Origin of the sequence: Alkalispirochaeta americana, from assembly GCF_900156105.1 — a bacterium.
GTDB classification, from domain to species: Bacteria; Spirochaetota; Spirochaetia; order DSM-27196; family Alkalispirochaetaceae; genus Alkalispirochaeta; species Alkalispirochaeta americana.
Genome location: NZ_FTMS01000015.1, coordinates 1 through 23,580 on the forward strand (window position 1 = coordinate 1; position 23,580 = coordinate 23,580).

General features: G+C 58.9%; 18 protein-coding genes. 8 read left to right on the forward strand and 10 right to left on the reverse strand.

Annotated elements, in window-relative coordinates; genetic code table 11:
* The 6 genes from BW950_RS11240 to BW950_RS11265 form a co-directional block, all read left to right on the forward strand.
* The coding region (locus BW950_RS11240; protein WP_143559219.1) for a transposase at positions 1 to 135 on the forward strand (135 nt) is incomplete at its 5' end.
* 105 nt (positions 136 to 240) lie between these two features.
* Positions 241 to 3,270: a midas domain-containing protein gene (locus BW950_RS11245; protein WP_076489405.1), complete on the forward strand. Its 3,030-nt coding sequence runs from the start codon at positions 241 to 243 to the stop codon at positions 3,268 to 3,270.
* A gap of 19 nt (positions 3,271 to 3,289) precedes the next feature.
* The gene (locus BW950_RS11250; protein WP_076489406.1) at positions 3,290 to 4,345 is read left to right on the forward strand and encodes a hypothetical protein; all 1,056 of its coding nucleotides are present in this window, start codon (positions 3,290 to 3,292) and stop codon (positions 4,343 to 4,345) included.
* The gene (locus BW950_RS11255; RefSeq protein WP_076489407.1) at positions 4,335 to 5,909 is read left to right on the forward strand and encodes a hypothetical protein; all 1,575 of its coding nucleotides are present in this window, start codon (positions 4,335 to 4,337) and stop codon (positions 5,907 to 5,909) included. The genes BW950_RS11250 and BW950_RS11255 overlap by 11 nt, the downstream gene beginning before the upstream one ends.
* Positions 5,813 to 7,627 (forward strand): 6-hydroxymethylpterin diphosphokinase MptE-like protein, encoded by a 1,815-nt coding sequence (locus BW950_RS11260; protein ID WP_083943959.1) that lies wholly within the window; start codon positions 5,813 to 5,815, stop codon positions 7,625 to 7,627. The genes BW950_RS11255 and BW950_RS11260 overlap by 97 nt, the downstream gene beginning before the upstream one ends.
* Positions 7,624 to 8,874 carry a nucleotidyl cyclase domain-containing protein gene (locus tag BW950_RS11265; protein WP_076489409.1) on the forward strand — a complete coding sequence of 417 codons (1,251 nt, stop codon included), beginning with the start codon at positions 7,624 to 7,626 and terminating at the stop codon, positions 8,872 to 8,874. The genes BW950_RS11260 and BW950_RS11265 overlap by 4 nt, the downstream gene beginning before the upstream one ends.
* On the opposite strand, the gene BW950_RS11270 is transcribed toward BW950_RS11265, so the two are convergent.
* Complete coding sequence (locus BW950_RS11270; protein ID WP_499697558.1) at positions 8,783 to 9,784, reverse strand: ribonuclease Z; 1,002 nt, start codon at positions 9,782 to 9,784, stop codon at positions 8,783 to 8,785. The genes BW950_RS11265 and BW950_RS11270 overlap by 92 nt on opposite strands.
* A gap of 133 nt (positions 9,785 to 9,917) precedes the next feature.
* On the opposite strand from BW950_RS11270, the gene hisS reads away from it, so the two are divergent.
* A complete protein-coding gene (gene hisS, locus BW950_RS11275; protein ID WP_083943960.1) occupies positions 9,918 to 11,198 on the forward strand; it encodes a histidine--tRNA ligase in 1,281 nt (426 codons plus the stop codon).
* Positions 11,198 to 13,795, forward strand: a complete 2,598-nt coding sequence (locus BW950_RS11280; RefSeq protein WP_076489410.1) for a helicase-related protein — start codon at positions 11,198 to 11,200, stop codon at positions 13,793 to 13,795. The genes hisS and BW950_RS11280 overlap by 1 nt, the downstream gene beginning before the upstream one ends.
* Positions 13,796 to 13,823: 28 nt before the next feature.
* On the opposite strand, the gene BW950_RS11285 is transcribed toward BW950_RS11280, so the two are convergent.
* The 9 genes from BW950_RS11285 to BW950_RS11325 all read right to left on the reverse strand — a co-directional run bounded on the left by BW950_RS11285 (position 13,824) and on the right by BW950_RS11325 (position 23,578).
* Positions 13,824 to 14,852 (reverse strand): hypothetical protein, encoded by a 1,029-nt coding sequence (locus tag BW950_RS11285; RefSeq protein ID WP_076489411.1) that lies wholly within the window; start codon positions 14,850 to 14,852, stop codon positions 13,824 to 13,826.
* Positions 14,853 to 14,964: 112 nt separating this feature from the next.
* Positions 14,965 to 16,017 carry a 3-dehydroquinate synthase gene (locus tag BW950_RS11290; RefSeq protein WP_076489412.1) on the reverse strand — a complete coding sequence of 351 codons (1,053 nt, stop codon included), beginning with the start codon at positions 16,015 to 16,017 and terminating at the stop codon, positions 14,965 to 14,967.
* Positions 16,018 to 16,065: 48 nt separating this feature from the next.
* A complete protein-coding gene (locus BW950_RS11295; RefSeq protein WP_076489413.1) occupies positions 16,066 to 16,512 on the reverse strand; it encodes an ArsR/SmtB family transcription factor in 447 nt (148 codons plus the stop codon).
* Between the two features lie 58 nt (positions 16,513 to 16,570).
* Positions 16,571 to 16,861, reverse strand: coding sequence for an FmdB family zinc ribbon protein (locus tag BW950_RS11300; RefSeq protein WP_076489414.1), 291 nt, complete (start codon positions 16,859 to 16,861; stop codon positions 16,571 to 16,573).
* Positions 16,862 to 16,971: 110 nt separating this feature from the next.
* The gene (gene hisF / locus BW950_RS11305) at positions 16,972 to 17,745 is read right to left on the reverse strand and encodes an imidazole glycerol phosphate synthase subunit HisF (protein WP_076489415.1); all 774 of its coding nucleotides are present in this window, start codon (positions 17,743 to 17,745) and stop codon (positions 16,972 to 16,974) included.
* 60 nt (positions 17,746 to 17,805) lie between these two features.
* Entirely contained in the window at positions 17,806 to 18,417 is a 612-nt protein-coding gene (hisH, locus tag BW950_RS11310; protein WP_076489416.1) for an imidazole glycerol phosphate synthase subunit HisH, read from the reverse strand.
* Positions 18,414 to 19,388 carry a hypothetical protein gene (locus BW950_RS11315; protein WP_076489417.1) on the reverse strand — a complete coding sequence of 325 codons (975 nt, stop codon included), beginning with the start codon at positions 19,386 to 19,388 and terminating at the stop codon, positions 18,414 to 18,416. Before BW950_RS11315 ends, hisH begins: the two co-directional genes overlap by 4 nt.
* Complete coding sequence (gene ileS / locus BW950_RS11320; protein ID WP_076489418.1) at positions 19,375 to 22,497, reverse strand: isoleucine--tRNA ligase; 3,123 nt, start codon at positions 22,495 to 22,497, stop codon at positions 19,375 to 19,377. The genes BW950_RS11315 and ileS overlap by 14 nt, the downstream gene beginning before the upstream one ends.
* A 46-nt stretch (positions 22,498 to 22,543) precedes the next feature.
* Positions 22,544 to 23,578, reverse strand: coding sequence for a PASTA domain-containing protein (locus BW950_RS11325; protein ID WP_083943961.1), 1,035 nt, complete (start codon positions 23,576 to 23,578; stop codon positions 22,544 to 22,546).
* Positions 23,579 to 23,580 lie beyond the last annotated feature (2 nt).

The following is a 23,580-nucleotide window of genomic DNA, read 5'->3' on the forward strand; positions in this document are numbered from 1 at the left end:
TACCGGCTGAATACCGGTGTTCTCGAAGGTATGAACAACAAGATCAAGGTGATCAAACGGGTCGCCTATGGCTTCCGGGACGACGAATATTTCTTCCTTCGCATCCGTCACGCATTCCCCGGAATTCGACGATGAACCTGAAAAAAGATGAAAAGCCGGCATAATTTCACGCTTAATAATCCCCTCGAAATACCGACAATAGGATAGAATGGAAATATCTCCGGCCGGGAGCGGAAACGTATGAGCAAGCAAAAAGAAAAAGACATCCTGGATCAGGACTTTGAACGCTATGGCGTGTGGGTCAAGGCGGGACCGGAAGAGGTTCTCGAAACAGAAGAAGATGCCTTCGATCCCTCATTGCTGGGCGATCTGGGAGACCTGGATGGTTTTGACGATCCTCCCGGAGCCGACGATTTCGATGATCTGGGGGATCTGGCAAACCTCGATGACTTCCCCCCCTCCCTCGATGATGAGCCCCCTTTCGGGGAATCATCCCCGGGAAGAAGCCAGAACCAGGATCCGGAAGAGATTTCAGCAGAAGAGGATGATCTGATTTCCCTTGACGACCTAGGCATAGGCGATCCCCCGGACGGAAGAGATCCCTTTGCTGACCTGGGAGATGATCTTGACGATCTTGATGATCTGAATGATCTGGGCACCCTCCCCGACCTGGATGGCCTGACAGATCAACCCGATACCGAGACAACCTTTCCCACCTCCCGTGATCAGGCCCCGGAATCGGGTGATCAGGCCCCGGAATCGGAAGAAGACATCTTTGACGGCACAGAGTTTGACCGCGACCAGGGACGCGATCAGGATGAAGAGGACCTGGACGCGGAAGCCCGGAACATCGAATCAGAAACCGATGATTTTGATCTTGATTCGATCACAGAATCCCTGGACGACGACTACGAGACTCTGGATTACGAGAACCTGGACGTTGACGGATCTCTGGAACTGGATGAAGAAGAACCGGAATCTGCCCGGGAAAACGGCTTTGACGAGATGATGCCCGGTGCAGATGACGAGATAGAAGAGCTGAGTCTTGAAGACATTGATCTCTACGAACCGGCCCCGGACGATCATGATCTTCCCGAGCTGGATCAGGACCTCTCCGAGCCGGATCTTCCGGACCAGGAAAGCCACAATTTCACCCCCGAAGAACAGGGTATAGAAATCTCCCCCGATGGCCCTCCCAATACGATAACACCCGACGAGGAGGATTTTCTCCTGGACGAGGATAACCTCTCTGCGGAGGCTCCGGGAAATTTGCAAAATCTCTCGGGAAGTGCTATACCAAAGCCAATGGACCAACAGGAACACGATGCCTTCCAGCGTATTCAGGACGAGTTGAGTGCGATAAAACAGGAACTGGCAGAACTGAAATCGGTACTCAAAGAGACTGCGTCCGCGGCGAGAGCCCCCGTTGCAGCTGATCCTCCCCGGGGGGGTGATTCTCCAGAGGCCGCTTCTCCTGTTCCTCGGGAAGAGTCCGATCAACCCAGTCAGTCCGATCAGGGAAAAGCTGATCCGGAAGAGAAGGCGGGATCCGGTTTCTTCGAGGAGGGCGACGAGGAGGACGAGACGATCGCCCTCACGGGAGACGAGCTGGATAATATCCTGAACACCGCTGAGTTCACCGAGGAAGCAGGAGAAACTGCGGAGCTGGACGAGGATTTTCTCACGGATCATCACGCAGCAGAGCCTCAACTGGACAGTGAAGAAGACCAGCCAGAGCTGGAGGAACCGCCATCCCTGGATCACCCGGTTGATGAGATAACACTGGAAGAATCCGGGGATGCCCCCTTCGTCATTGACGGAGACGATACTGCAATCGACGAACTGGCCGAGATGAACATCGACGAAGAACTCGCCGATATCGACTCGCTCACGGACGATACCGAAGAAAATGCCGAAGACCAGATTGACAGGATTGAGCTGGATCTCGATTCGCTCGAAGAGTTTGAGGATGAATCGGACGATATTTCCGCGACGCCCGCTCCTGTTGAGCCCGATACAGCCGATGAGCTTTCCCTGGAAGAATCTCTGGAAGACGATCTCGCAATCGGGGAGACTCCTCTCCAGGATCAGGCTGAGGACCTCACTCTGGATGATAACTTCGACCTCCAGAAAGACGATCTCGCAATTGAGGAGACTCCTCTCCAGGATCAGGCTGAGGACCTCACCCTGGAGGATGACTTCGACCTCCAGGAAGACGATCTCGCAATCGAGGAGACTCCTCTCCAGGATCAGGCTGAGGACCTCACCCTGGAGGATGACTTCGACCCCCAGAAAGACGATCTCGCAATCGGGGAGACTCCTCTCCAGGATCAGGCTGAGGACCTCACCCTGGAGGATGACTTCGACCCCCAGAAAGACGATCTCGCAATTGAGGAGACTCCTCTCCAGGATCAGGCTGAGGACCTCACCCTGGAGGATGACTTCGACCTCCAGAAAGACGATCTCGCAATCGGGGAGGCTCCTCTCCAGGATCAGGCTGAGGACCTCACTCTGGATGATGACTTCGACCTCCAGAAAGACGATCTCGCAATCGGGGAGACTCCTCTCCAGGATCAGGCTGAGGACCTCACTCTGGAGGATGACTTCGACCTCCAGAAAGACGATCTCGCAATTGAGGAGAACAGCATCGAGATCGATCCGGCTTTTGACCAAGAGGTTCAGGACGATTCTGACGAAACCCTTTCCCAGGACCTCACTCTGGATGATGAACTGGTACTGGATGAGGAATTCGAAATAGAAATCGACGAAGAAGACCCCGATTTCTCCACGGCCGATCAAGCATCGCCGAAGCAGGATGAGGTCCTGGATGAAGCGATGCCGGAGGAAGCTCCCCAGGAAGATTTTACCGATTTAAGCGACCTCGAGATCGACGACGAGGAACTCTCGCTCCCTCCCGAGGACGAACCGCAAATCCAGGAGCCCCTGCAGCACCAGGAGCCCGCCCAACAGCCTGACACGACCTCTTTCTCGGAAGAGAATTATGAGGATTTTGCCACTGCCGTGGAGCAGGACTTGTCCGACGAAGAGCCCCTCCAGGAGCAAAAACCGGATCAGACGCCAGCGCCGGCCAAGCGGCGAAGTTCGATCGCTGACCTCCCGGAGGACCTGAAGCAGGAAATGCGCTCGGTCCTGAGCTATATGGATCAGCTCCTGGAAGCACTTCCGGACGACAAGATCGAGGAGTTCGCTCAATCCGAGCATTTTGAGGTCTACAAACACCTCTTCGAAGAGCTCGGAATAGAGACCTGACGCTCCAGGCGGGTTATTCATGGGTCTAGTAGATCGGCTGGCAAGCCACGACGATGATCACCCCTCCTCCCTGACCAGGGCACTGGCCATGCGGGGAGGAGAGGTCTTCTCCGATCAGGGGATCAGCGACACTTCGAGTCATATCTCCGATACAGGTTCTGGCGAGATTGACCCGGGCATGGCAGTTCGCGCGTTGCTGAAAGAACTCCACCTTCAACAGGATTTTGGCATAACCACCCCGTCCCATCTTTTTTCGCTTCTTCACCGGCATCTTCATATTGCCAGCGGGGCCATTCTGATTCCCGAGCAGTCCCGTCAGGCCTTCTCCCCCATGGCAACGGCCGGTCTGGGAAAAACAACCCGCTTTCGCCTGCGCATACCAACCCCGGTTTTTCGGCAACTCTGTAGCCGTGACGGAGCGGTCCTCCTGGAAGGCTCCGGAAGAGAAACCCTGCGGCCCTATTTTTCCACCAGCGATATCCAGCGTTTCCACCGCATCGCCCTGCTCCCCTTCCTGTACAATCGGGAAATCATGGCGGCCCTTGTCATCTGCGAATCGCCTCTGTTGCAACTGGACCAGGAAGTCCTGGATATACTGCTGGCGGCCGTAACGGAGCGGGCAGGGTACCTTCTCTTCGATGGCCGCCACAGACCACTTGCTGCTTCCCAGGGCATTTCCGTCCTTGATCGGGAACACCTGCCGGTGCTGATGGATCGACTGCGCCAGGAAGCTTCGAAGGGAGATTCAAAGGAAGACAGGCAGGCCAGTCTGACAGCTCTGCGTGTCTCCCTGGAACCTCTGGTGGAACGGATTCACCAGGGAAGCCCCCACCTGGACGAGCAGTACCTTTCCCGAGATCTTCTTGATACCTGCGCAGTACTCTGCGCTGATCTCTTCAGTCTCTTCCGGGATGGCAAAGACTCTTTCATTCTTGCCGGGCACAAACATCCCCTGGTAGACCTGGACCTTCTGGTGCACAGTATTGGCAATACCTTGCAGCAGCTCTTCAAGGTCTCCATGAAAACGCCCCTACCCTATACCCTGCTGGACCCCGCCGAGCTCCGTGCACTTTGAATACCTTCCCACCCGAAGCGGGGAACAGACCGTCCTGGTGGAGGGCCGCCTCCTGCACTCCCGCTACGATCCGCGACGGGAGGCCCAACGGTTCATCGACACGGTCTCTCTGGAATACCCCCGGGGCACGGCGGTGCTTATCGGCGATGGAACCGGCATCGTTTCCCGGGAGCTGCAAAAGCGTCACCCCTCCCTCCGGGTGATCGGGCTTCGGCCTTCCCCTGAGGGAGTTTCCCTGGATGGAACAATGCCGGCCATTCCCCTGGGCAATCTTGAGCAAGCCCTGCGAAACAGCCTGCACCCCCTGGAGGTCACAACAATTCAGGTGATCTCCTGGCCCGGAGCCCGCACAGCGATCCCTCTCTGGATGGAGCAAACGGAACACTTCGTCCTGGCCGTGTTCCGTGCACTTCAGGCCGAGCTTGCCACAACTGCATCGTTCGGAAGGCTCTGGCTCACGAATGCCCTTCGCCGGACTCTCCTGGAGAAGCGGCGCAGCTCTCTGCATTTTCAGGGGGAAAGCCTCCTGGTGGCTGCCGCAGGCCCCAGCCTGGACCAGGCCCGACGCTTCATTCCTCACCAGGCCCGGGAAACGACACCTGTTATCGCGGCAAGTTCGGCCACGCTGGGGCTTTCCAGTTTCGGCTTTTCCCCCGCCGTGAATCTCCATAGCGACGGCGGGTTCTGGGCATCGCGCTACACCCGGACAGGTTCTGACCTTTCCGGAGGCGCATCAATCCCGGTGCTGGCGCTCCCTCTCCGGGCCAGCCCCTGCGCCTCCTCCCGCAGATCCTCCAGCGACAGCCACGGCCCCTTTCTCTACCGGACCGGTTGGGTGGGAGAAGAGCTCGCATCCGATTCCTTTCGCTGGCCCTTCCTGCAGGACCAGCCCACGGTGGGGGCATCTCTCCTGGCACTGGCAAATCTTCTGGCTCCACAAGCCCACCTGATCCTGGCCGGGCTGGATCTTTGCAGCCGGGATCTTCTGAATCACGCCCGACCTCACTGGAACGATCGCTACCTGGCCCTGACATCGGACCGCCTGGCACCCCAGGAAACGCTCCGTTTTCAGAGACTGGGGCCCCCTGATCAGATCAGGCCTCTCCAGTGGCAGGACGGAGTCCGGGGCTGGCAAAACCGGACGCTGGCGCTTTACCGGGAACCAGTGCTGGAAATGATTAACACCCATCGAAAAACCGGCTCTGTTTCTTTTCTCTCCCCCTCGCCAGCCTGGGCCGATGAGAGACCTCTCCCTTCCGGGACCACCCCTCCCCGGGGTTCTTTTTCATTGCGCTCAGAAGAACGCCACCCCTTTCATCAGCGGGTACAGGAGGCACAGCAGCGAATCATGATGTGGCACGACGAATTGCGGGAACCACCACCGGAATCACCGGGGTCTCACGACAGATCATCGCGGGAACGCCTCCTCTCACTGCTGTTGCACCTGGCTCCAATCGAGACGATTCAATGGTACCGGGGCTCCTCCTCCTGGGAAACATCGGCGGCGTCTACCCGGGAAGCCCTGGAAAAGCTCCTGAAACTTGTCGGGGCCTTCTCTCCATGACCACCCTCCTGCGGAATATTGCCGCCCTGGAGACGGTCAGTCCCGAACTGGCCACCCAGCTTCTCCAGGAATCTCCCTCGGACGAACTGGCCACCCTGACCACCCGCGACGGCCACAGGAGCTTTCGACTCACCGACAGTGACGGAGGAAAGGCTCTGCACTCACGCTACGCCCCCATGAGGGAGGCTGAGAAAATTGCAGACAGCCTGAACACCAGAGCCGGGAACAGTGCTCCGGCAACTCTCATACTCCTGGGCCTGGGCGGGGGCTTTCTGGCCCATGCCGGTATTCAGAGGCTTTCTGGAACGACAATCCTGGTGGTGGAGCGATCCCCCCAGGTGCTGAGAAGGATACTCCAGGAGGTGGACCTCTCCCGGGAAATACTCACGGGCAGGCTTTTTTTTGCCCTGGATCCCGCCGAGGCGGCGACCACCCTGGAGATGATCCATGTTCCGGCGATCCGCGATGGTCTGCAGACCATTCCCCTCCAGGCCTGGACGGACCACCCCCGAAACAGGGACCACTTTCGGGCCTGCCTTGCAGCAATCCAGAAGAAACTCCAGGCTCTGGCCCAGGATACCCTCACGATCGGCACCTTCAGTCGACGCTGGCTCTCCCACACCCTTCATAACAGCTACCGTTTCCACTCATCTTCCCGGGGAACATCGTCATCCTGGGAGCGCCTGCGCCGAAGCACTGCTGGAGAACAACTGGTTGTCCTTGCGGCAGGACCGAGCCTGGAACCCTGGCTCGACACCTTGACCTCCCTGCCACGAACAAAACTCCTTGCCACGGACACGGCCCTTCCGGCGCTCCTGCAACGGGGGATCATTCCCGCCGGGGTGGTGCTTCTGGACCCCCAGACCTGGAGCCTGCTCCATCTCCGGCAGACCCTGCCGGAAGAAACCTGGCTCCTGGCCGATGCCGGAGCAGCCCCGGCGGCAGCCTGCAGAACCACCGGGGACCACCTCGTCTGGTATTGCGGAAACCACCCCCTGCACCACCTGCTCCTGCGGGCCGGAGCCTCCGTAACACCTCTACCCTACCCGCCGGAGTCCGTCACGGAAGCTGCCGTTCTCCTGGCCCGGCTCCTTGGCGCATCCCGGGTGGAGGTGGCTGGATCCGACGGCGGGTTTCCCCGGGGAAAGACCTATTGCAGAGGGACCTACCATTATCACCTGGCCCATCGCAGCTCCCGCCGTCTTCTTCCGGAAGAGCACTTTTTCGCTCACCGGGTATACCCCGCCGCGACTCCATCCCCCCGCTCCCGGGACCATACGCCCCGGGACCGCCCCTTTTTTTCTACCCCCGCCATGGCCTCACGCACTGGACGGATAGCCCGGGCCAGAAATATCTCCCGGGATCTCCCCCTCGCCTCCCCGGCGCTGCCGTCTCCCCCGGAAGAATTTTCCGCCCACCGGTTCTGGAAACTGCACCTGCGGGAGCTGGCAACGGTAATAGAACGACTTCAGGCTTTGGGACGGGAGGCGACAATCCCTGCACCGGTCCTCCTGGAGGCCCTGGGACACCACGGAAGAGCCCATCTCCCCCTTCTGTTGCGCCGCCAACGCCCCCTGCCCGAAGAACATCACCTCAGGCCAGACAGTTTCCCCACGCTGGATCATCCAGCCCTGTCACGCAGCTCCATCGTCGAAGAACTGGAAAAGATAAGGGGTTTTATTTTGGAAGAAAGTAACCGATACTCATTAATGAGATGAAAAACAGCTCTTGGCACAGAGTTCTCCTCTACGGCTACGCTACAGCGGTGGCGGTCGCCTTTTTTGCAATTGCCTTATGGGCAGGATGGGAAGTTCGCAACCTCCGCAACACTCGCGAGGATCTGGCACAAAAAAGCTTTGACGCCCTCTCTCTTGAGGCGGCATCGCTCTGGCAAAGCCAGAATCTTCCCGAAGCTGCCCGGCTCTTCTCGGAACATCTTGCCTCCACCTCCAGCGAGGAAGGATTCCATCGCGGAGGAGTCCCCGGCGAGATACGCATCATCCTTCAAGACGCGCAACTGGATTATCTCTGGGCCGCCGGAAGCACCTACTTTGGCGAATCCCCAAGCGGGCCACCCCAGGCTGAATCGTCCCTTCGGGACTATCGCCGGTACTCCCGAAGTTTTGCCATGCCCCAGGGGCCCGGGCGGATCATCACCGCTACATACCCCCTGCTCTTTCGGAAGGACCTCTATCCCATCCTGAAACGGGCCCTGAAGGCATCACTGGTCATTCTGGCCTGTACTGCCTCGGTGACTCTCGGGGTGTTTCTCCAGGGGCGGCGGCAAAAGAAAGCCGCCAGGAGCTCCGCAGGAGCCCCCTCTCGTGAGGCAGATCCTGCCGCGCCACGCGACACCACGCCACCACGGGAGTCCCCGACCCCGGAGACAACACCATCGGAGGGTCTTTCTTCAGGCCTTCAGCCCGGCCCCCTGCTGGAAGAGCGCCTGGCCTCGGAACTGGAGCGGGCAGGATTCTCCGAGGAGGATCTTACGGTGGTCCTCTTTGAGTTCACGCAAGGAACCCGGGGCGATCAAAGCTACCGGGAGAACGCCCGGGCGGTACTCTCCTTCTTCTCGCTGCCCGATCTGTGCTTTGAATACGAATTACACGGCGCTGCCGTCCTGATTCCCAACACAACCCTGGCCGACGCCCTGGCTATGGTGGAGCGGTTTCAGCGCTACTACTGGGGAGAGCGGCTCGGTTGGAACCGCTCTACGGCAGACTTCTCCTGCGGGGCATCCTCCCGTGCGGTGCGGTTTGTCCAGGCCGATCGCCTCCTGGCAGAATGTGCCGAAGCACTGCGGCGCAGCAAGAGCACATCGGGCAGGATCATAGGCTTTCAACCGGACCCGCAAAAATACCGGGATTACCTCATAGATCTTGAGAATCGGGAACATCCCGGGAAGCAGAAGAGTCGGAGACCTTCGAGTCATCAAGAACCCCATCGTCCTGGGGAATCTTGATAGTCATGTGATCCCTCGTAAGAAAGGTCTCGGGAAAGATCTCCCGGGCTTCCCTCTGGAGGACCTTCAGTTCCCCATAGGTAAAGCGGGGGCTGTAGTGAATGAGCCCCATCTGTTTTATTCCCCCGGCTCCCCGAGCCAGACGGGCTGCATCGGCGGCGGTCATGTGCTTCTTTGCCATGGCGCTCTCCCGGTTTGCCTCGTCGAACATTCCTTCGCTTATCAGAAGATCTGAACCGGCTATGTGAGGCATCGCCGAAGCCACAGGAAGCGTATCGGTCATGAAGGTAAACTTCCGGCCTCTTCGGGGCGGCCCCAGCACCATATCAGCCGTAACAACCTCACCGACGGCGTTCTGCACGGCCTCGCCCCGCTGAAGCTGTGCCCAGAGAGCACCCCGGGGAACCTGGGCCGCCTCGGCCCGCTCGGGGTGAAACACTCCCGGCCGGACATCCTCGATGAAGCTGTAGCCCACGCAGACCCGGGAATGTTTGAGCGGAAACGCCCGGACCCGGTAGCCCTCGCCGAAAAACACATCCTGGGGGAGGGAGGGATCCTGGATCTCCTGAACCCGGATTTCATAGTTGATGTGCATCTCAAGAGCCCGCCGGTTTGCCTCGACGTACTCGGCCAGGCGGGGCGGGCCGATGAGAAAGAGGGGGTCCTGCCGATCGACCTGGCTTGAAAGCATGAGCATGCCGGGAAGCCCCGTTATGTGATCAGCGTGGGTATGAGAAATAAAGATGGCGCTGATCTTTTTCCATTTCAGGTTCAAGGCACGCAAGCTCACCTGCGTACCTTCGCCACAATCAAAGAGAAAGACCTCTCCCTCGCGACGCAGAAGCACCGAGGTGAGATGCCGATTCGGCAAGGGCATCATACCGCCGCAACCGAGAATAAAGGCTTCCATGTTCATAATCCCCAAGACTGTACCACGCCTTTGCCGCGACTGTCACTGCAGGCAGCACTGCCCGCAGAAATGGGGTTACTGAATCGCCTGCATCAGCTATACTAACCTCACTATGGAGATTACACCGAGAATTTTGAAGGGTTTCCGGGATTTTCTTCCTCCCGCCGAAATCCGCCGGAAAGAACTGGTACGCATCCTGGAGGACACCTTTCGCTCCTTTGGCTTTGTCCCCATCGATACTCCCCTGCTGGAATACGCCGAGGTGCTTCTGGGCAAGGGCGGGGGCGAGACAGACAAACAGGTCTATCGATTCAACGATCACGGGGGACGCGATGTGGCGCTTCGCTTCGATCTGACCGTTCCCTTTGCCCGCTACATGGCGATGCACCGCAATGAACTGACCCTTCCCTTCAAGCGGTTTCATATCAACAAAGTCTTTCGTGGCGAGAACACCCAGCGAGGCCGCTACCGGGAGTTCACCCAGTGCGACTTTGACATCGTCGGAACCAGCAGCGTCTCGGCCGATCTGGAGATAATTCTCATGATCACCGCGGCCTTCAGGGCCCTCAAAATACCGGGCGTGACAGTTCATATCTCGCACCGGGGAATCTTCAACCGCTTTCTTCAGGCTCATGATGTGGAAAACAAGAGCGTGGAAATTCTCCGCACCGTGGACAAACTCCGCAAAGTAGGAGCCGACGAAACACGGCAAACCCTGACCTCCCTGACGTCGGCCGAGGTAGCCGAGAAAACCCTGGCCTTTATCGGAGCATCAGGAACGTTTCAGGAGATTCTCTCAACTCTGGAATCCCTCGCAGGAGGGCCATGCCCCGAAAGCCAAACCCTGCGAGAGATCGGAGAAGCCCTGGAGACACTGGTCCCCCCGGGGACAGTGGTACTGGATTCTTCGATCACCCGGGGGCTCGACTACTACACAGGCGTAGTCTTTGAGACCTTTCTGAAGGGAGCCGAAGGGATCGGCTCGGTCTGCTCCGGCGGCCGCTACGACGACCTGGTCTCGCTCTACAGCAAGGAATCCATGCCCGGCGTGGGCGCCTCAATCGGCCTGGACAGGCTCATTGCAGGACTCGAGGAGCTGGGTCAACTTCCTGGTGACGCCGCAGCAGCGGACGTGCTGATTACCATGCAAGACACCGCCCTGACGGGTCACTACCACGCCTTGGGCCAGCGCCTGCGCGCCGCAGGCATCCGGTGCGAAGTCTTCCCCGAGGCGCAAAAACTTGGACGTCAGTTCGCCTTTGCCGAGCGCAGGGCAATCCCCCTGGCCCTTGTCTGCGGCCCCCGGGAATATCAGGAAGGAACGGTGAACCTGCGCGTCCTGGCCACCCGGGAGAATCACCAGGACCTTACCGAAAAGACCGCACTGGAGACAATACAAAGGCTCCTGACGTAATGAAATCCACAGATCTTCCTGTTTACCAGCAGCGGGAACGCATCCTGAAGGCTCTCCAGGACCACCGGGTTGTGGTCGTGGAGAGCCCCACGGGGAGCGGCAAAACCACCCAGTTGCCGATAATCCTCCACGAGGCAGGGTACGCAGCGCAGGGCGTCATCGGCATCACCCAGCCCCGGCGAATAGCGGCTGTTTCGGTGAGCGCCTTTGTCGCCCGCCAGCTGGAGAGCCCCATGCCCGGCCTGGTGGGCTACAAGATGCGCTTCGACGATCACACCACCCCCGAGACGCGAATCAAGATTATGACCGACGGGATTCTCCTGCAGGAGATCAAAGCTGATCAGCATCTTTCTGAATACAGCGTCATCATGGTGGACGAGGCCCACGAGCGAAGCCTCAATATCGACTTTGTCCTGGGCCTCCTCAAGCGCGCCCTGACCCTGCGGGAAGATCTTCGTGTCATTGTTTCGTCGGCCACGATCAATACCACCGTTTTCAGCGAGTATTTCGATTCCTGCCCGGTGGTCTCAATCGACACACCCATGTACCCCGTTCAGGTAATCTACGATGACCCTCTGGGTCCGGCGCTCCGGGCAAACCTTCATCAGGAGCGATCATTCCGGGAAGACCGCGAAGAACCCCGATCCCTCCGGGAGGCCTCCTACGACGCCCGATTGAACCAGATAACGGACATCGTCGCCCGAGTTATGGAAGAGGAAGAAACTCCGGGCGATTTTCTGATCTTCCTGCCGGGAGAGCAGATGATCAAGGACTGCATCACCCGCCTCTACTCTCAACCCTTTCACGGAAATCTCCAGATCCTTCCTCTCTACGGGCGCCTCTCCAAGGAGGAACAGGATGCAGTCTTCCCGCCGCCCCCCGAAGGAAAAACCAAGGTGGTGGTGGCGACAAATATCGCCGAAACCAGCATCACCATCAACGGGGTTACCCTGGTTATCGATAGTGGCCTGGCCAAGACAAACCACTACAACCCCCGAACCTATACCTCGGCGCTTATCGAAGGCCCCATCGCCCGGGCGGGAGCCGATCAGCGCAAAGGCAGGGCCGGAAGAACCCAGCCGGGGCGGTGCTACCGCCTCTATAGCAAACAGGATTACGAGAACCGGCCTCTTTTCCCGGAAGACGAAATATACCGGACCGACCTTTCCGAGGTTGTCCTGAGGATGGCCGAGCTGGGAATCAGGGATTTCGAGAACTTCGATTTTATCTCCTCTCCGGGCAGGGGAAACATCCTGGGAGCGGTCGAGACGCTCCGCCTGCTCGATGCCATCGATGACACAAGGGAACTCACCACCACAGGCCGAATGATGGCTGTCTTTCCCCTCCTGCCGCGCCACTCCCGGATCATTCTGGAAGCAATCAACCGCTTCCCCCAGGTTCTGGAGGAGGTGATCACGGCTGTGGCCTTTCTCACCTCGGCCACGCCCTTCATTCTGCCCCCGGGAGAGGAAGTAGAAGCCCGCCAGGCCCACCACCGGTACCGCGACGAGCTGGGAGATTTTGTGAGCTACCTGCGCCTTTTCGCCGGATACCAGGATGCCCGAAACCCTACAGCCTTCTGCCAGAGCCGCTACCTGGACCCCCGCACCATGGCAGAGATCGTCAACGTGCAAAAGCAACTCAAGGAGATCGTCTCGGACATGGACATCCCGGTTCTCGCCGGGGGGCCGAGGTCGGATTATCTCACGGCAATCGGCCGGGGTCTTATCCAGTTTGTCTGTATCCACACCGGCCGCGGCGTGTACCAGAGCCTGACGGCGGAGCGAATCCAGATTCACCCGGGGTCAGGACTCTTCCGGGAATCCCCTCCTTTTATCGTGGCAGGCGAGATCGTACGCACCAGCAAAACCTATGCACGCAGCGTCTCGCCCCTGAGAAAGGAATGGGTCCGGAAGATCTCGGAAGATCTGTACCGGGGACTCTGTACAGAGATAGCCGGGGGAGGCAAGAAGAAGGCACGGTCCGATGAAAACCATCCCGGGGAGAAACGCAGCGCCTCCCGGCGGGATACCACCTGGCAGATTCAGCTTGGCGAACACACGATTCCTCTGAAACCCTACAAGGGCAAGAAGAAAATAGCCTGCATTCCCTACGATACCCTCACCGCCCTGGGCCGCAAAGGAGAGACGATCCCCCGGGAAAGCTCCACCGGCGCTGTTCGCGTGCGGGTGGAGCTGGGCAAGCATTCCCTCCTGGAGGGGCTCAAGCTCTCGACCCTCCTGCGAATAGCGCCCTATCTGCCGGCGTCGCCGAAGATATGCGCCTCCTGGCCCGGTAAAGACGCCCTGGAGATGCCCGAAAAAGCGCCGGAGCTTCTGCGCTTCCTGGAAAACATCCTTGCTCTGGCGCCGGTGAAGCGGTCTCACCACCAGCTGGGGTTCATCGCGCTCTACTGTTCCCGGGACAGCCATTACTGGTTCAAGCCCAACCGGGGCTTTCTGAACGCCGTAGCCGAGAGCCTGGCCAGCCTGGAGCAACTCATCGACGAGCTCCAGGAGGCAAGTTGTCCCCCGGGCCAGATCGAAAAGGTGAGCGCCCTCTACCGCCGGCTCTCGCAGATTCTGGAGCAGGTCTGAGGCCGACCCTGCCCGGTTTCCCGGGGATCTATTCGTAGATCGTCAGCCGATAATCGCCATAAGCTTCGTAGAAGGAGGTCACGAAGAGGCGGTACATTCCCGATGAGGGCAGGACAATGTCCAGCAAGCTGTTTCCATCGCCGCCTCCGTCGTCGTCCATCGCCAGGGGACGCCCGTCGGGGTCACTCACGTAGAGCACGGGGTCAAAGTCATCGGAGTCAAGAGCAATACGAACCGATTGCCCCGGGCGCCCCTCATACTCGTAGACGCTGTAGAGACGTCCATCGTAGGCCCGGCGCCCGCCCTGACGCAAGGTTCCATCGTAGCGCGCTACCAGGGTCCTGCGTTGGGAGGATATCTCCAGCTCGTAGGAACCGGCCCGGCTCCCGCCCACGCTGGTGGCTATTACCAGGAGCGTCCCGTCATCCTGAAACCGGTATACCAGGCGACTGTCCAGCCCCTCGCCGCCATCATCGTCGTAGAAGCTGCGCCCCTCCTGATCGATGACCTCCAGGAAGGCGTCAAAATCATCGGAACGGAGATCGATGGTCATCTCGTCACCGGCCCTTCCCCTCACCTGGTAGAGGCTGGACCAGCGGTCACCCCCGCCCTCTCCTTTTTCCAGAGCACCCCGCCGGACCTCTCCTGCTGCGATCTCCCGGGGAGGACGCCGGGACGTCACAGTCAGCGTGTATCGCCCCTCCCGGTCACGGAAGGCCGCAGAGACCCTGAGAACCAGCTGTCCCGACGAGGGCATGACCCGCAGAAATCCCGCGTTCAGTCCATCGTAATCATCGTTACTCAGGGAAGTGCCGTTGGGCAATTCTGCATCGATCCAGGTATCTACCTCGGTACTGGCGGCGATCACCTCGATCAGCGCACCCTCTTCAACCCGAACCCGGTAAACGTTGCGAGCGTCTTCCAGGATAGATCCCCGGAGAATTTCTCCCGAGGCCCGCAGAAGCTCTTCCTGGGCCGCAACCGGAAAGATCCAGCCCCCTGCCATAAGGATAGTTGCAGACAGCAGCTGCACCAGCACCTTTCGGTTTGTTCTCATCGTCGTTTCACCTTTCCTTGGTGTGAAGATATTCCTGAAGAAATTGCCGCTCCCTGATAGTCTGTGGCAGGGGCCGTATACCCAGGCCCCTGAACCAGTTTTCATCCGGAGGCTATTCCAGGAGGGACCGAACCCGCTCCAGCGGCACAGGGTGCTGCACCGTTGCGAAGGGGCCGGTCTGCACGATAAAGTATACCCCATCGTGGCGGCGTTTCTTGTCCTGGGCCATGGCATCTGTGATATTTTCTGCCCTGGCAGGACGCTCTCTCCAGGGATACCCGTAGCGGTCCAGAATCGCCTCCACCCGTTCAGCCCAGGCTGGATCCGTCAGTCCCTCGGCCCGCCCCAGGTCCATGGCACGAGCGATTCCCCAGGCCACGGCCTCTCCGTGGGTCCAGACCCCAAGACCAAGGCACGCCTCCAGAGCGTGTCCAAAGGTGTGGCCCAGATTCAGGTGAGCGCGGCGACCCTGCTCGGTGAAATCCTCGGCCACCACCCGGCACTTTACCAGGACCGCCCGACGGATCAGCTCCGGGAGCAGGGACGGATCCCGCCCGCACACCGCCGGAGCCTCATTTTCAAGAATCTTCAGAAGTTCCGGATCATCCAGCAAGGCCGCCTTGATCACCTCGGCCAGACCGCTGCGGTATTCCCTCTCGCTCAGGGTCTGCAGAAGCTCCGGGACAAGGCGCACTTCCCGAGCCGGGTAAAAGGTGCCCACCATATTTTTGTATCCTTCCAGATCGATCCCGGTTTTGCCGCCGATCGCTGCATCGACCATGGCCAGGAGCGATGAGGGAACCAGCACCACCTCGATTCCCCGCAAATAGATGCTCGCCGCGAAGGCGGCAAGATCCGTGACAGCTCCCCCACCCAGGGCAGCGATGGCGCTGTCGCGACGCAATCCCAGACGGGCGAACTCCTGGAGAAGATAGTTCAAGACGGCCATATCCTTGCAGGCTTCCCCGGCGGGGACCACAAGATGAGAGGAGGGAATGCCCGGGAGGCCTTCCTTCGGAAGGAGCCTGGCGGTATTTTCATCGACAATAACAGCCTCGAAGCCCCCGGAATCACCCCTGGGGGAATCACACACAAGAGCCTCTTCAGGCTTCACAAGAGAAACCCGGGAAGAGGCTCCTCCCAGTTCCAGCTGAGCAATATTCATGTGGCCTATTGTATACGACGAGGCCCCTCTGCGTCAGGCCGAGGGGTATCAGCAGCAGGTTTTTGTCAGAGCCTCTTCTACCGGGGTGGTGTTCCGGGACTCCCGGGCGTTCTCGGGATCTTCCGGGGGCTCCTGCGGGGTCCGGTCTGAGGTCCAATCTCCCGGTGCCCTGTCGGGTGCGATAATCCCTGCCTGAAGAGCAAAGATCAGATTTTCGATAAAGGGGTCGATGATTCGGTAGACGCGGCGGTTTCCGCGAACTTCGCTCTCTACAACACCCTTTTGTTTCAGCGCTACCAGATGCTGCGAGACCACCGGCTGGGGCTGGCCCAGACAGGTCCACAGCTCGGATACACACGCCTCCTCCCCCCGGGCTATCCGGCACAGGAGGCGCAACCGCATGGGGTGGCCGCAGACCTTGAGCTTTTCGGCGCAGAGGTCAACGGACTCGTCGGAACAGCACCCCGCCGTTCCACTCGTTGAATAGGTACTCATGAATACAGTCTACCGGAGAAGGGAAAATAAATCAATATATAGTCTTTTGCATAGGCAATCAGGTTGCGGCGGTTTTCTCGGCCTTCCTGGTTTGCTCCGATTTCTTTGGTGCCTCCGCAGGCGCAGCCTTCCCTGCCTTCCCTTCGCTGGCACTTCCGCTTCCTTTTGCTTTGCTATCGTTCACATAAAAGCCGCTTCCCTTGAAGATGACTCCGGCTCCCCCCGTTATGATTCGTCGTAACTCGGGCTTCTCGCAGGAGGGGCAATCAACCAGCGCATCGGCTGCCATGGACTGAAAGGTCTCGAAGGTGTGGCCACAACTTCGGCACTGATAATCATAGCTAGGCATTTGTTCACCTCCCAAGTGATGGAACAATAAGTGGATACGGAAATATACCGAACTGGAGCACATCGGGCAAGAGCCGAAGAGCGAAGGCGGGGATCAGATCAGCCCGGAACCTACCCGATGTTTTCCCGCACCGGCACCCCCTGCTCTGCCAGAAACGCCTTGATACCGGGCACGGTATAATCGCCGTAATGGACCATGCTCGCCACAAGAGCTGCATCGGCCGAGCCCTCCTGAAAAACCTCCAGAAGGTGCTCCGGCTTTCCCGCTCCTCCCGAGGCGACAACAGGAACGGAGACAGCCCGGGAAATCATTCCGGTCAGACGGCACTCGTAACCCTCACGGGTCCCATCGGCATCGATGCTGTTCAGGACAATCTCACCCGCTCCCAGGGAAACAGCCTGACGAGCCCAGTCCAGAGCGTCCAGATCCGTGGGTGTCCGCCCGCCGTTGATCACAACGCGATACCCGCTGGGCATCGCCTCGTCGGCAAGCGCGTCCATACCAAGAACGATACATTGCCGTCCGAATCGCGCCGCACCTTCACGGAGAATCGCAGGATTTTTGACAGCCTGGCTGTTGAGGCTCACCTTTTCCGCCCCGGCCAGCAGGACCGCTCGCATGTCCTCCAGGCTGGCAAGCCCCCCTCCGACAGAAAAGGGGATAAAGATCTGGGCCGCTACCTGACGAACCACCTCAATCATGATCCCTCTTCCTTCAGCGCTGGCGGTAATATCATAAAAGACCAGCTCATCGGCACCGGTCTCGTAGTATTGCCGCGCCAGCGCAACGGGATCACCGATCTCTACATTGTTTTTAAAGCGAACTCCCTTGGTAACCCGCCCATCCCGGACATCAAGACAAACAACAATTCTCTTTTGAAGCATGATCACTCTCCTTTTTACGCATCCTCTTCTGCCCCCCCCCGGAAAAATCGGCAGCCCCTCTCAGGGCTTCCAGCCCAGAAAGTTCCGAAGCAACCGCAACCCGGCCTCGCCGCTCTTTTCCGGATGAAACTGCGTGGCAGCCAGATTTCCCCGACCCACCACGGCAGCAAAGGAGACCCCGTAGTCACACCAGGCAAGAACATCGCCGGGGTCGCGGGGATTCGGGAAGAAGGAATGAACGAAATAGAAGGAACTCTCCCGGGAAAGGTCTCTCAGAAGGGGATGATCTCCCCGAGGGGTGATGGTGTTCCACCCCATGTGAGGAATCTTGAGGCCCTGGCCAGGATCAAAGGCGGTCGCTGTCCCTTCAAGAATGCCCAGGCAGGAAGCACCGCTCTCGTCGGAGCGGTCCAGAATAATCTGGGATCCCAGGCAGATACCAAGAAAGGGGTTTCCCCGGGCGAGAAACTCCCTGATCGCGGAAACCAGTCCCCGCTCTTCCAGAACACCCATGGCGGCCCGGGCATCGCCCACTCCCGGAAGCACCAGGCGATCAGCTCCCCGGACATCATCGGGTTCACGAGTAACCCGGAAGGGCTCCTGTAAATAGGAAAAGGCCGATTCCACGCTCCGCAAGTTTCCTGCGTCGTAATCAACGATAACAACACTCACCGATCTTCCTCCTGAGGTTGAATGATTCTCTGCACCAGGAGACGCACGCTCTCGTCGGTGAGCAGTACGTTCCGCAGATACACGGATTTTTCCTGACGCTCGATAGCAAAATCCGGCCCGGCCTCGAGGTGCAGAAGGGGCAGCACTTGCCGTGAACCAAGGCGAAGGCTTACCAGCACGACCCGAGCCTGGCGTTCGCCGGAAAAGAGCAACTCCATTTCAGCATCCCCTCCGCCGCGGAGCTGGAGCACCAGCGTCTCGGGGTTCAGCGCGTCAAGCCGGGAGGTTCCTGATCCCTGGGCAGAAGTCTCAAAGAGAGAGGGGCTGACCATGACAAAAAAGCCCGTAGGCCTCTGATGGATGTGCCGGAGATGATCCTCCAGAAGAGGTTCTTTCGACAGATCTTTCAGATCAGCTTTCAAATCAGCTTCCAGATCAGCTTTGGGAGATTCCAGAGCAGGATAGGATATCTCCAGAAGGCCCTGGCGGTAGCGAATAACCTCGGTTCCCTGGACATCCCGCCAGTGCCCCGGCCCCAGGCGGCGCCAACCGGAAAAGAAAAGCCCCCAGGGCGTCCTGAAGCGGGGGAAATTCCCCTCCACCCAGAAGCGGGGGGCCTTGCCTTCCTCGAAAGCTCCCAGGAGCAGGTGCGCCCTGTCAGCAACAATCTGTTCCACAACCCCCAATTGGAGGAGCTCATCCATTATTGAGGGTTCCTCCCGGAGATCTACGGCAAAAAAGAACTGGGGACGAAGTTCGTCGAGGAAAGGAGCTCCCACGGCGAGGGAACGAAAGAGAAAAGGCCCCAGCTCATCGCCCAGGCGATCCTTTAGTCCATCCTCGAGGCCAGCCTCCTGGGGAATCTCGGGAGGGGTCGGAAGGGAGGCACACCCCGCCCCCACAAGGAAAACGAGGAGGAGAAGCCCTCCCCGCGCCCGGCCGCCCCGGAGGAGGTTCCTAGGCAGACACAACAGAGATCCGGCCCGTAAGTTCGCCAAGGGCAATCTCTGCGGCATCGGTCGCCGCAGCCCACTGAATCTGCTCGGCCAGAACCTCTCCCGCCAGATAGTCTTCGAAAGAACTGACCGCGTCCTGCAGCTCCTCAGGCCCCTCAAGACTCAGGACGATCCGGTCCGTCACAGCAAGGCCCTGATCCTTGCGGACGTTCTGGACCGCCCGAATCAGATCCCGTACAAGCCCCTCCTGCCGCAGTTCCCGGGTAATTTCCGGATCCAGCGCGACCGTGAGGAGCCCCTCGTTGAGAACTTTCAGGTTTTCTTTCTCCTGCCGTTGCACCAGGACAGAATCGATGGTTATATCCACCGCTTCACCCTCGACCTCGATGTTCAGGGTGCTTCCCTCCAGGAGCTGCTGGATCTCCCGGGCCTTGAGCTCCTGAATTACCTGGGCGGCACTCCGCATGCCTTTGCCCAGGCGGGGCCCCAATTCCCGGAAGTTTGCCTTGGCACTATATTCAACAAGCTCTTCCTCGTTTTCCCGGAAAATCACATCCTTTACGTTCAGCTCTTCCCGGATGATATCTTCCATCTCCCGAAGAACCCGGCGGGCATCGGTATCCCGGGTGACCAGATGGATCGCGGCCAGAGGCTGGCGGATCTTCAGATTGTGCATGGTCCTGATCGCCCGCCCCAGACTCACGGCCTGACGGGTGACCTCCATCTTTCGCTCCAGATCTGTATCCCGGCGCGCTGCGTCGGGACTGGGATAATCGCAGAGGTGTACCGACAGGGGATCCTCCGAGGTTCGCAGATTCTGGTATATCTCCTCGGTGATAAAGGGGATGATCGGCGCCGCCGTGAGAGCAAGGGTCTTCAGGACATGACAGAGCGTTCCGTAGGCCTGGTTCTTGTCGGCGTCGTTCTCGCTCTTCCAGAAACGCCGCCGGGAACGGCGGATGTACCAGTTATTGAGGCTATCGATAAACGTTACGACAGGATCGATTGCCCTTTGCAACTCATACCTGTCGAGGTGGTTACGAACAGTCTCTACCAGGCGCTCCACCTCCGACAGGATCCACCGGTCCAGGGGATTGTCGGGCGAGGCTGGCGGGGCCGAAGGGGTCACACCGTCGATGTTGGCGTAGGTAACAAAGAAGCTGTAGGCGTTCCAGAGAGGGATGATTACCGTTTTCAGGACTTCCCGCACTCCTTCATCGCTGTACTTGAGATCCTCGGCCCTGATAACGGCAGAATTCATGAGGAAGAGTCTCAGGGCATCGGCGCCAAACTGGTCGATGATCTCCTGGGGATCGCTGTAATTGCGCTCGCTTTTGGACATCTTCTTGCCGTCGGCAGCCAGGACCAGCCCGTTCACTACCACATTCTGAAAAGCCGGAGAATCGAAGAGCGCCGCCGCCAGAACCGTAAGGGTATAAAACCATCCCCGGGTTTGATCGAGGCCTTCGCAGATAAAATCTGCAGGGAAGTTCTGCTCAAAGAGGGCTTTGTTCTCAAAGGGATAGTGATTCTGGGCATAGGGCATCGCCCCCGACTCGAACCAGCAATCGAGCACCTCGGGAACCCGTCGCATGGTTCCCTCTCCCCCCGGACCGGGCCAGGTGATCTGGTCTACGTGGTGCTTGTGGAGATCATCTACCCAGACGCCGCTTTTGGCGTGCAACTCTTCCCGGGAACCGATCACTTCGATGTGCCCTGTGACATCACACCGCCAGGCGGGAATGGGATTTCCCCAGTAGCGGTTTCGGCTGATCGCCCAGTCCCGGGCTCCCTCGAGCCATTTGCCAAAGCGCCCCTTGCGCAGATGCTCCGGAACCCAGTGGACCCTATCGTTGGAGGCGATCATTTTCGCCTTGATCTTTTCGATATCCACAAACCAGGAGCTGACAGCCCGGTAGATCAGGGGTTTCTTTGTGCGGTAACAAAAGGGGTAGGAGTGGCGATAGGTCTCACGCTTCACCAGAGAGCCCCGGTCTTTCAGATACTGAATGATCGGCTTATCGGCTTCCTTGACCTGAAGGCCCTCAAAATCGGGAACCTGCGAGGTGAAATGGGCTTCAGCGTCGATCGGCACCACCACGGGCAGCCCTGTGTCTTTCAGGAGGTTATAGTCATCCTCACCAAACCCGGGAGCGATATGAACGATCCCCGTACCGTCCTCGGTGGTAACGAAATCTCCCAGATGCACCCGAAAGGCGCCCTCCTGGGCCAGATCCTCAAAGTAGGGAAAAAGAGGGCGATAGGACCGACCTGCCAGATCCTTACCGGAAAGCTTCTCTTCGATCTGGAAGGAATCACCCTCGCGGTAATAATGTCCCAGACGTTCCTCGGCCAGAATATAGGTGTCTTCACCATCCTTGACGCGCACATAGGTGATGTCCTCTCCCGCAGCGAGCCCAAGGTTGCTGGGAAGGGTCCAGGGTGTCGTGGTCCAGGCAAGAATATAGACACCCGGCTCGTCTTCAAGCTCAAAGCGAACCGTTATAGCCGGGTCGTCGACCTCCTGGTAGCCCCCCAGATTAACCTCGAAGTTGGAAAGGGGCGTTGCCAGGGCAGGGCTGTAGGGGAGAATGTAGTGACCTTCGTAGATCAGCCCCTTTTCCCAGAGCCGCTTGAAGACCCACCAGATCGTCTCCATGTATTCCGGCTCCATGGTCTTGTAATCGTTCTCGAAGTCCACCCAGCGGCCCATACGCGTAACGATTCGCTCCCATTCGGCGGTATAGCGGAGAACGATCCCCCGGCAAGCCTCGTTAAACCGGGCCACACCGTACTCTTCGATCTGGCCGGCACCGGAAATACCCAGTTCCTTCTCCATCTCGTACTCTACGGGCAGACCGTGACAGTCCCACCCGAAACGGCGCTCAACCCGCTTTCCCGCCATCGTCTGATAACGGGGAATAATGTCCTTGATCGTGCCAGGAACAAGATGGCCGAAATGAGGCAATCCGGTGGCAAAGGGGGGGCCATCGTAAAAGACAAACTGGGGAGCCCCCTCGCGTTGTTCCATAGATTTTTCAAAAATTGCGTGTTCTTTCCAAAAGGAGAGAACTCCTTCCTCCATTTGAGGAAAGTTTACCTTCGGGTCCACCGGTTTATACACAGTCTCCTCCTGATTTACTGGTCCGTTCAGATTCCTGGTCCGGGGGCTAGTCCTGGTCCTGGGCCTTCATGACGGGGTAGCGGATCACTTCGGTGTCGAAGCGGTAGAGTATGATCGTCGAACCGATTTCCAGCTCGTACGGAAACGCTACACGGCCCCCGGGATGATTCATGGTGAAAAGGGTGGTGGTCTCCCCACCGGGCCCAACAGCCACAGCACTGAGTTCTACCGCCACGGCATAGCGAGGCAGGGTACGATCAAAAATACCAAAGCGTCGGCCCGAGCGTGGATTCGGCTGATTCCGGATACGCAGGGAGACGGGAGTCCCCGCCTCTATCTCTGTTCCCGGATCGGGAGACTGGCTCACCACCACAGCGGCTCGCCCCGACGTGGGTTCCTGTTCAAGCTGAAAGACAAACGGGACACCGTCTCGGGCCAGAACCTGAAGCGCATCGTTCCAGTCCATCCCCAGATAGGTGGGCAGCGAGAAGGTCTCGATATCAGGCCCCCGACTCACCACCAGATCCAGCGTGGTCGACCCCGAGATGCGCGTTCCCGGCTCCGGCGTCTGGGCGATCACCGTTCCCGGGGAGGCATCGTCAAAGACGTTGGATACGTTCCCCACAGTCAGAACACGGGTGCCTCCGGATCCCAGCCCCTGGATCTCCTCCCGTACATCAGCAAGCTGCATTCCCCGATAATCCCCTATATCTTCGATGATCGCCCCCTGACTGATCAGGAGCGTGATCCGGCGACCCGCCCGAACCACCGACCCAGGAGCGGGAGCATGGGAGATCACACGCCCTTTCAGACCGGGATCCGAATGGTAACGAAGCTGTACGTAGGAATGGAGACCCCGCTCCTGGAGCTGGATCAAAGCCTGGGGCAACTCCTGCCCCGCCATATCGGGAACCACCGTCTCTTCGGGCCCTCGAAGAGCCACAAGAAAGGCCGTTAGAGACGCCAGCACCAGAATGGTGAACATTCCAATAAAGGCCCAAACGGTGGTGCGAAAAACCCTTCGTTCCGGAGGAAGGTTCTCGTCGCGGATGCTTTTTCTGAGTCCCGTAAATAATTTCATGA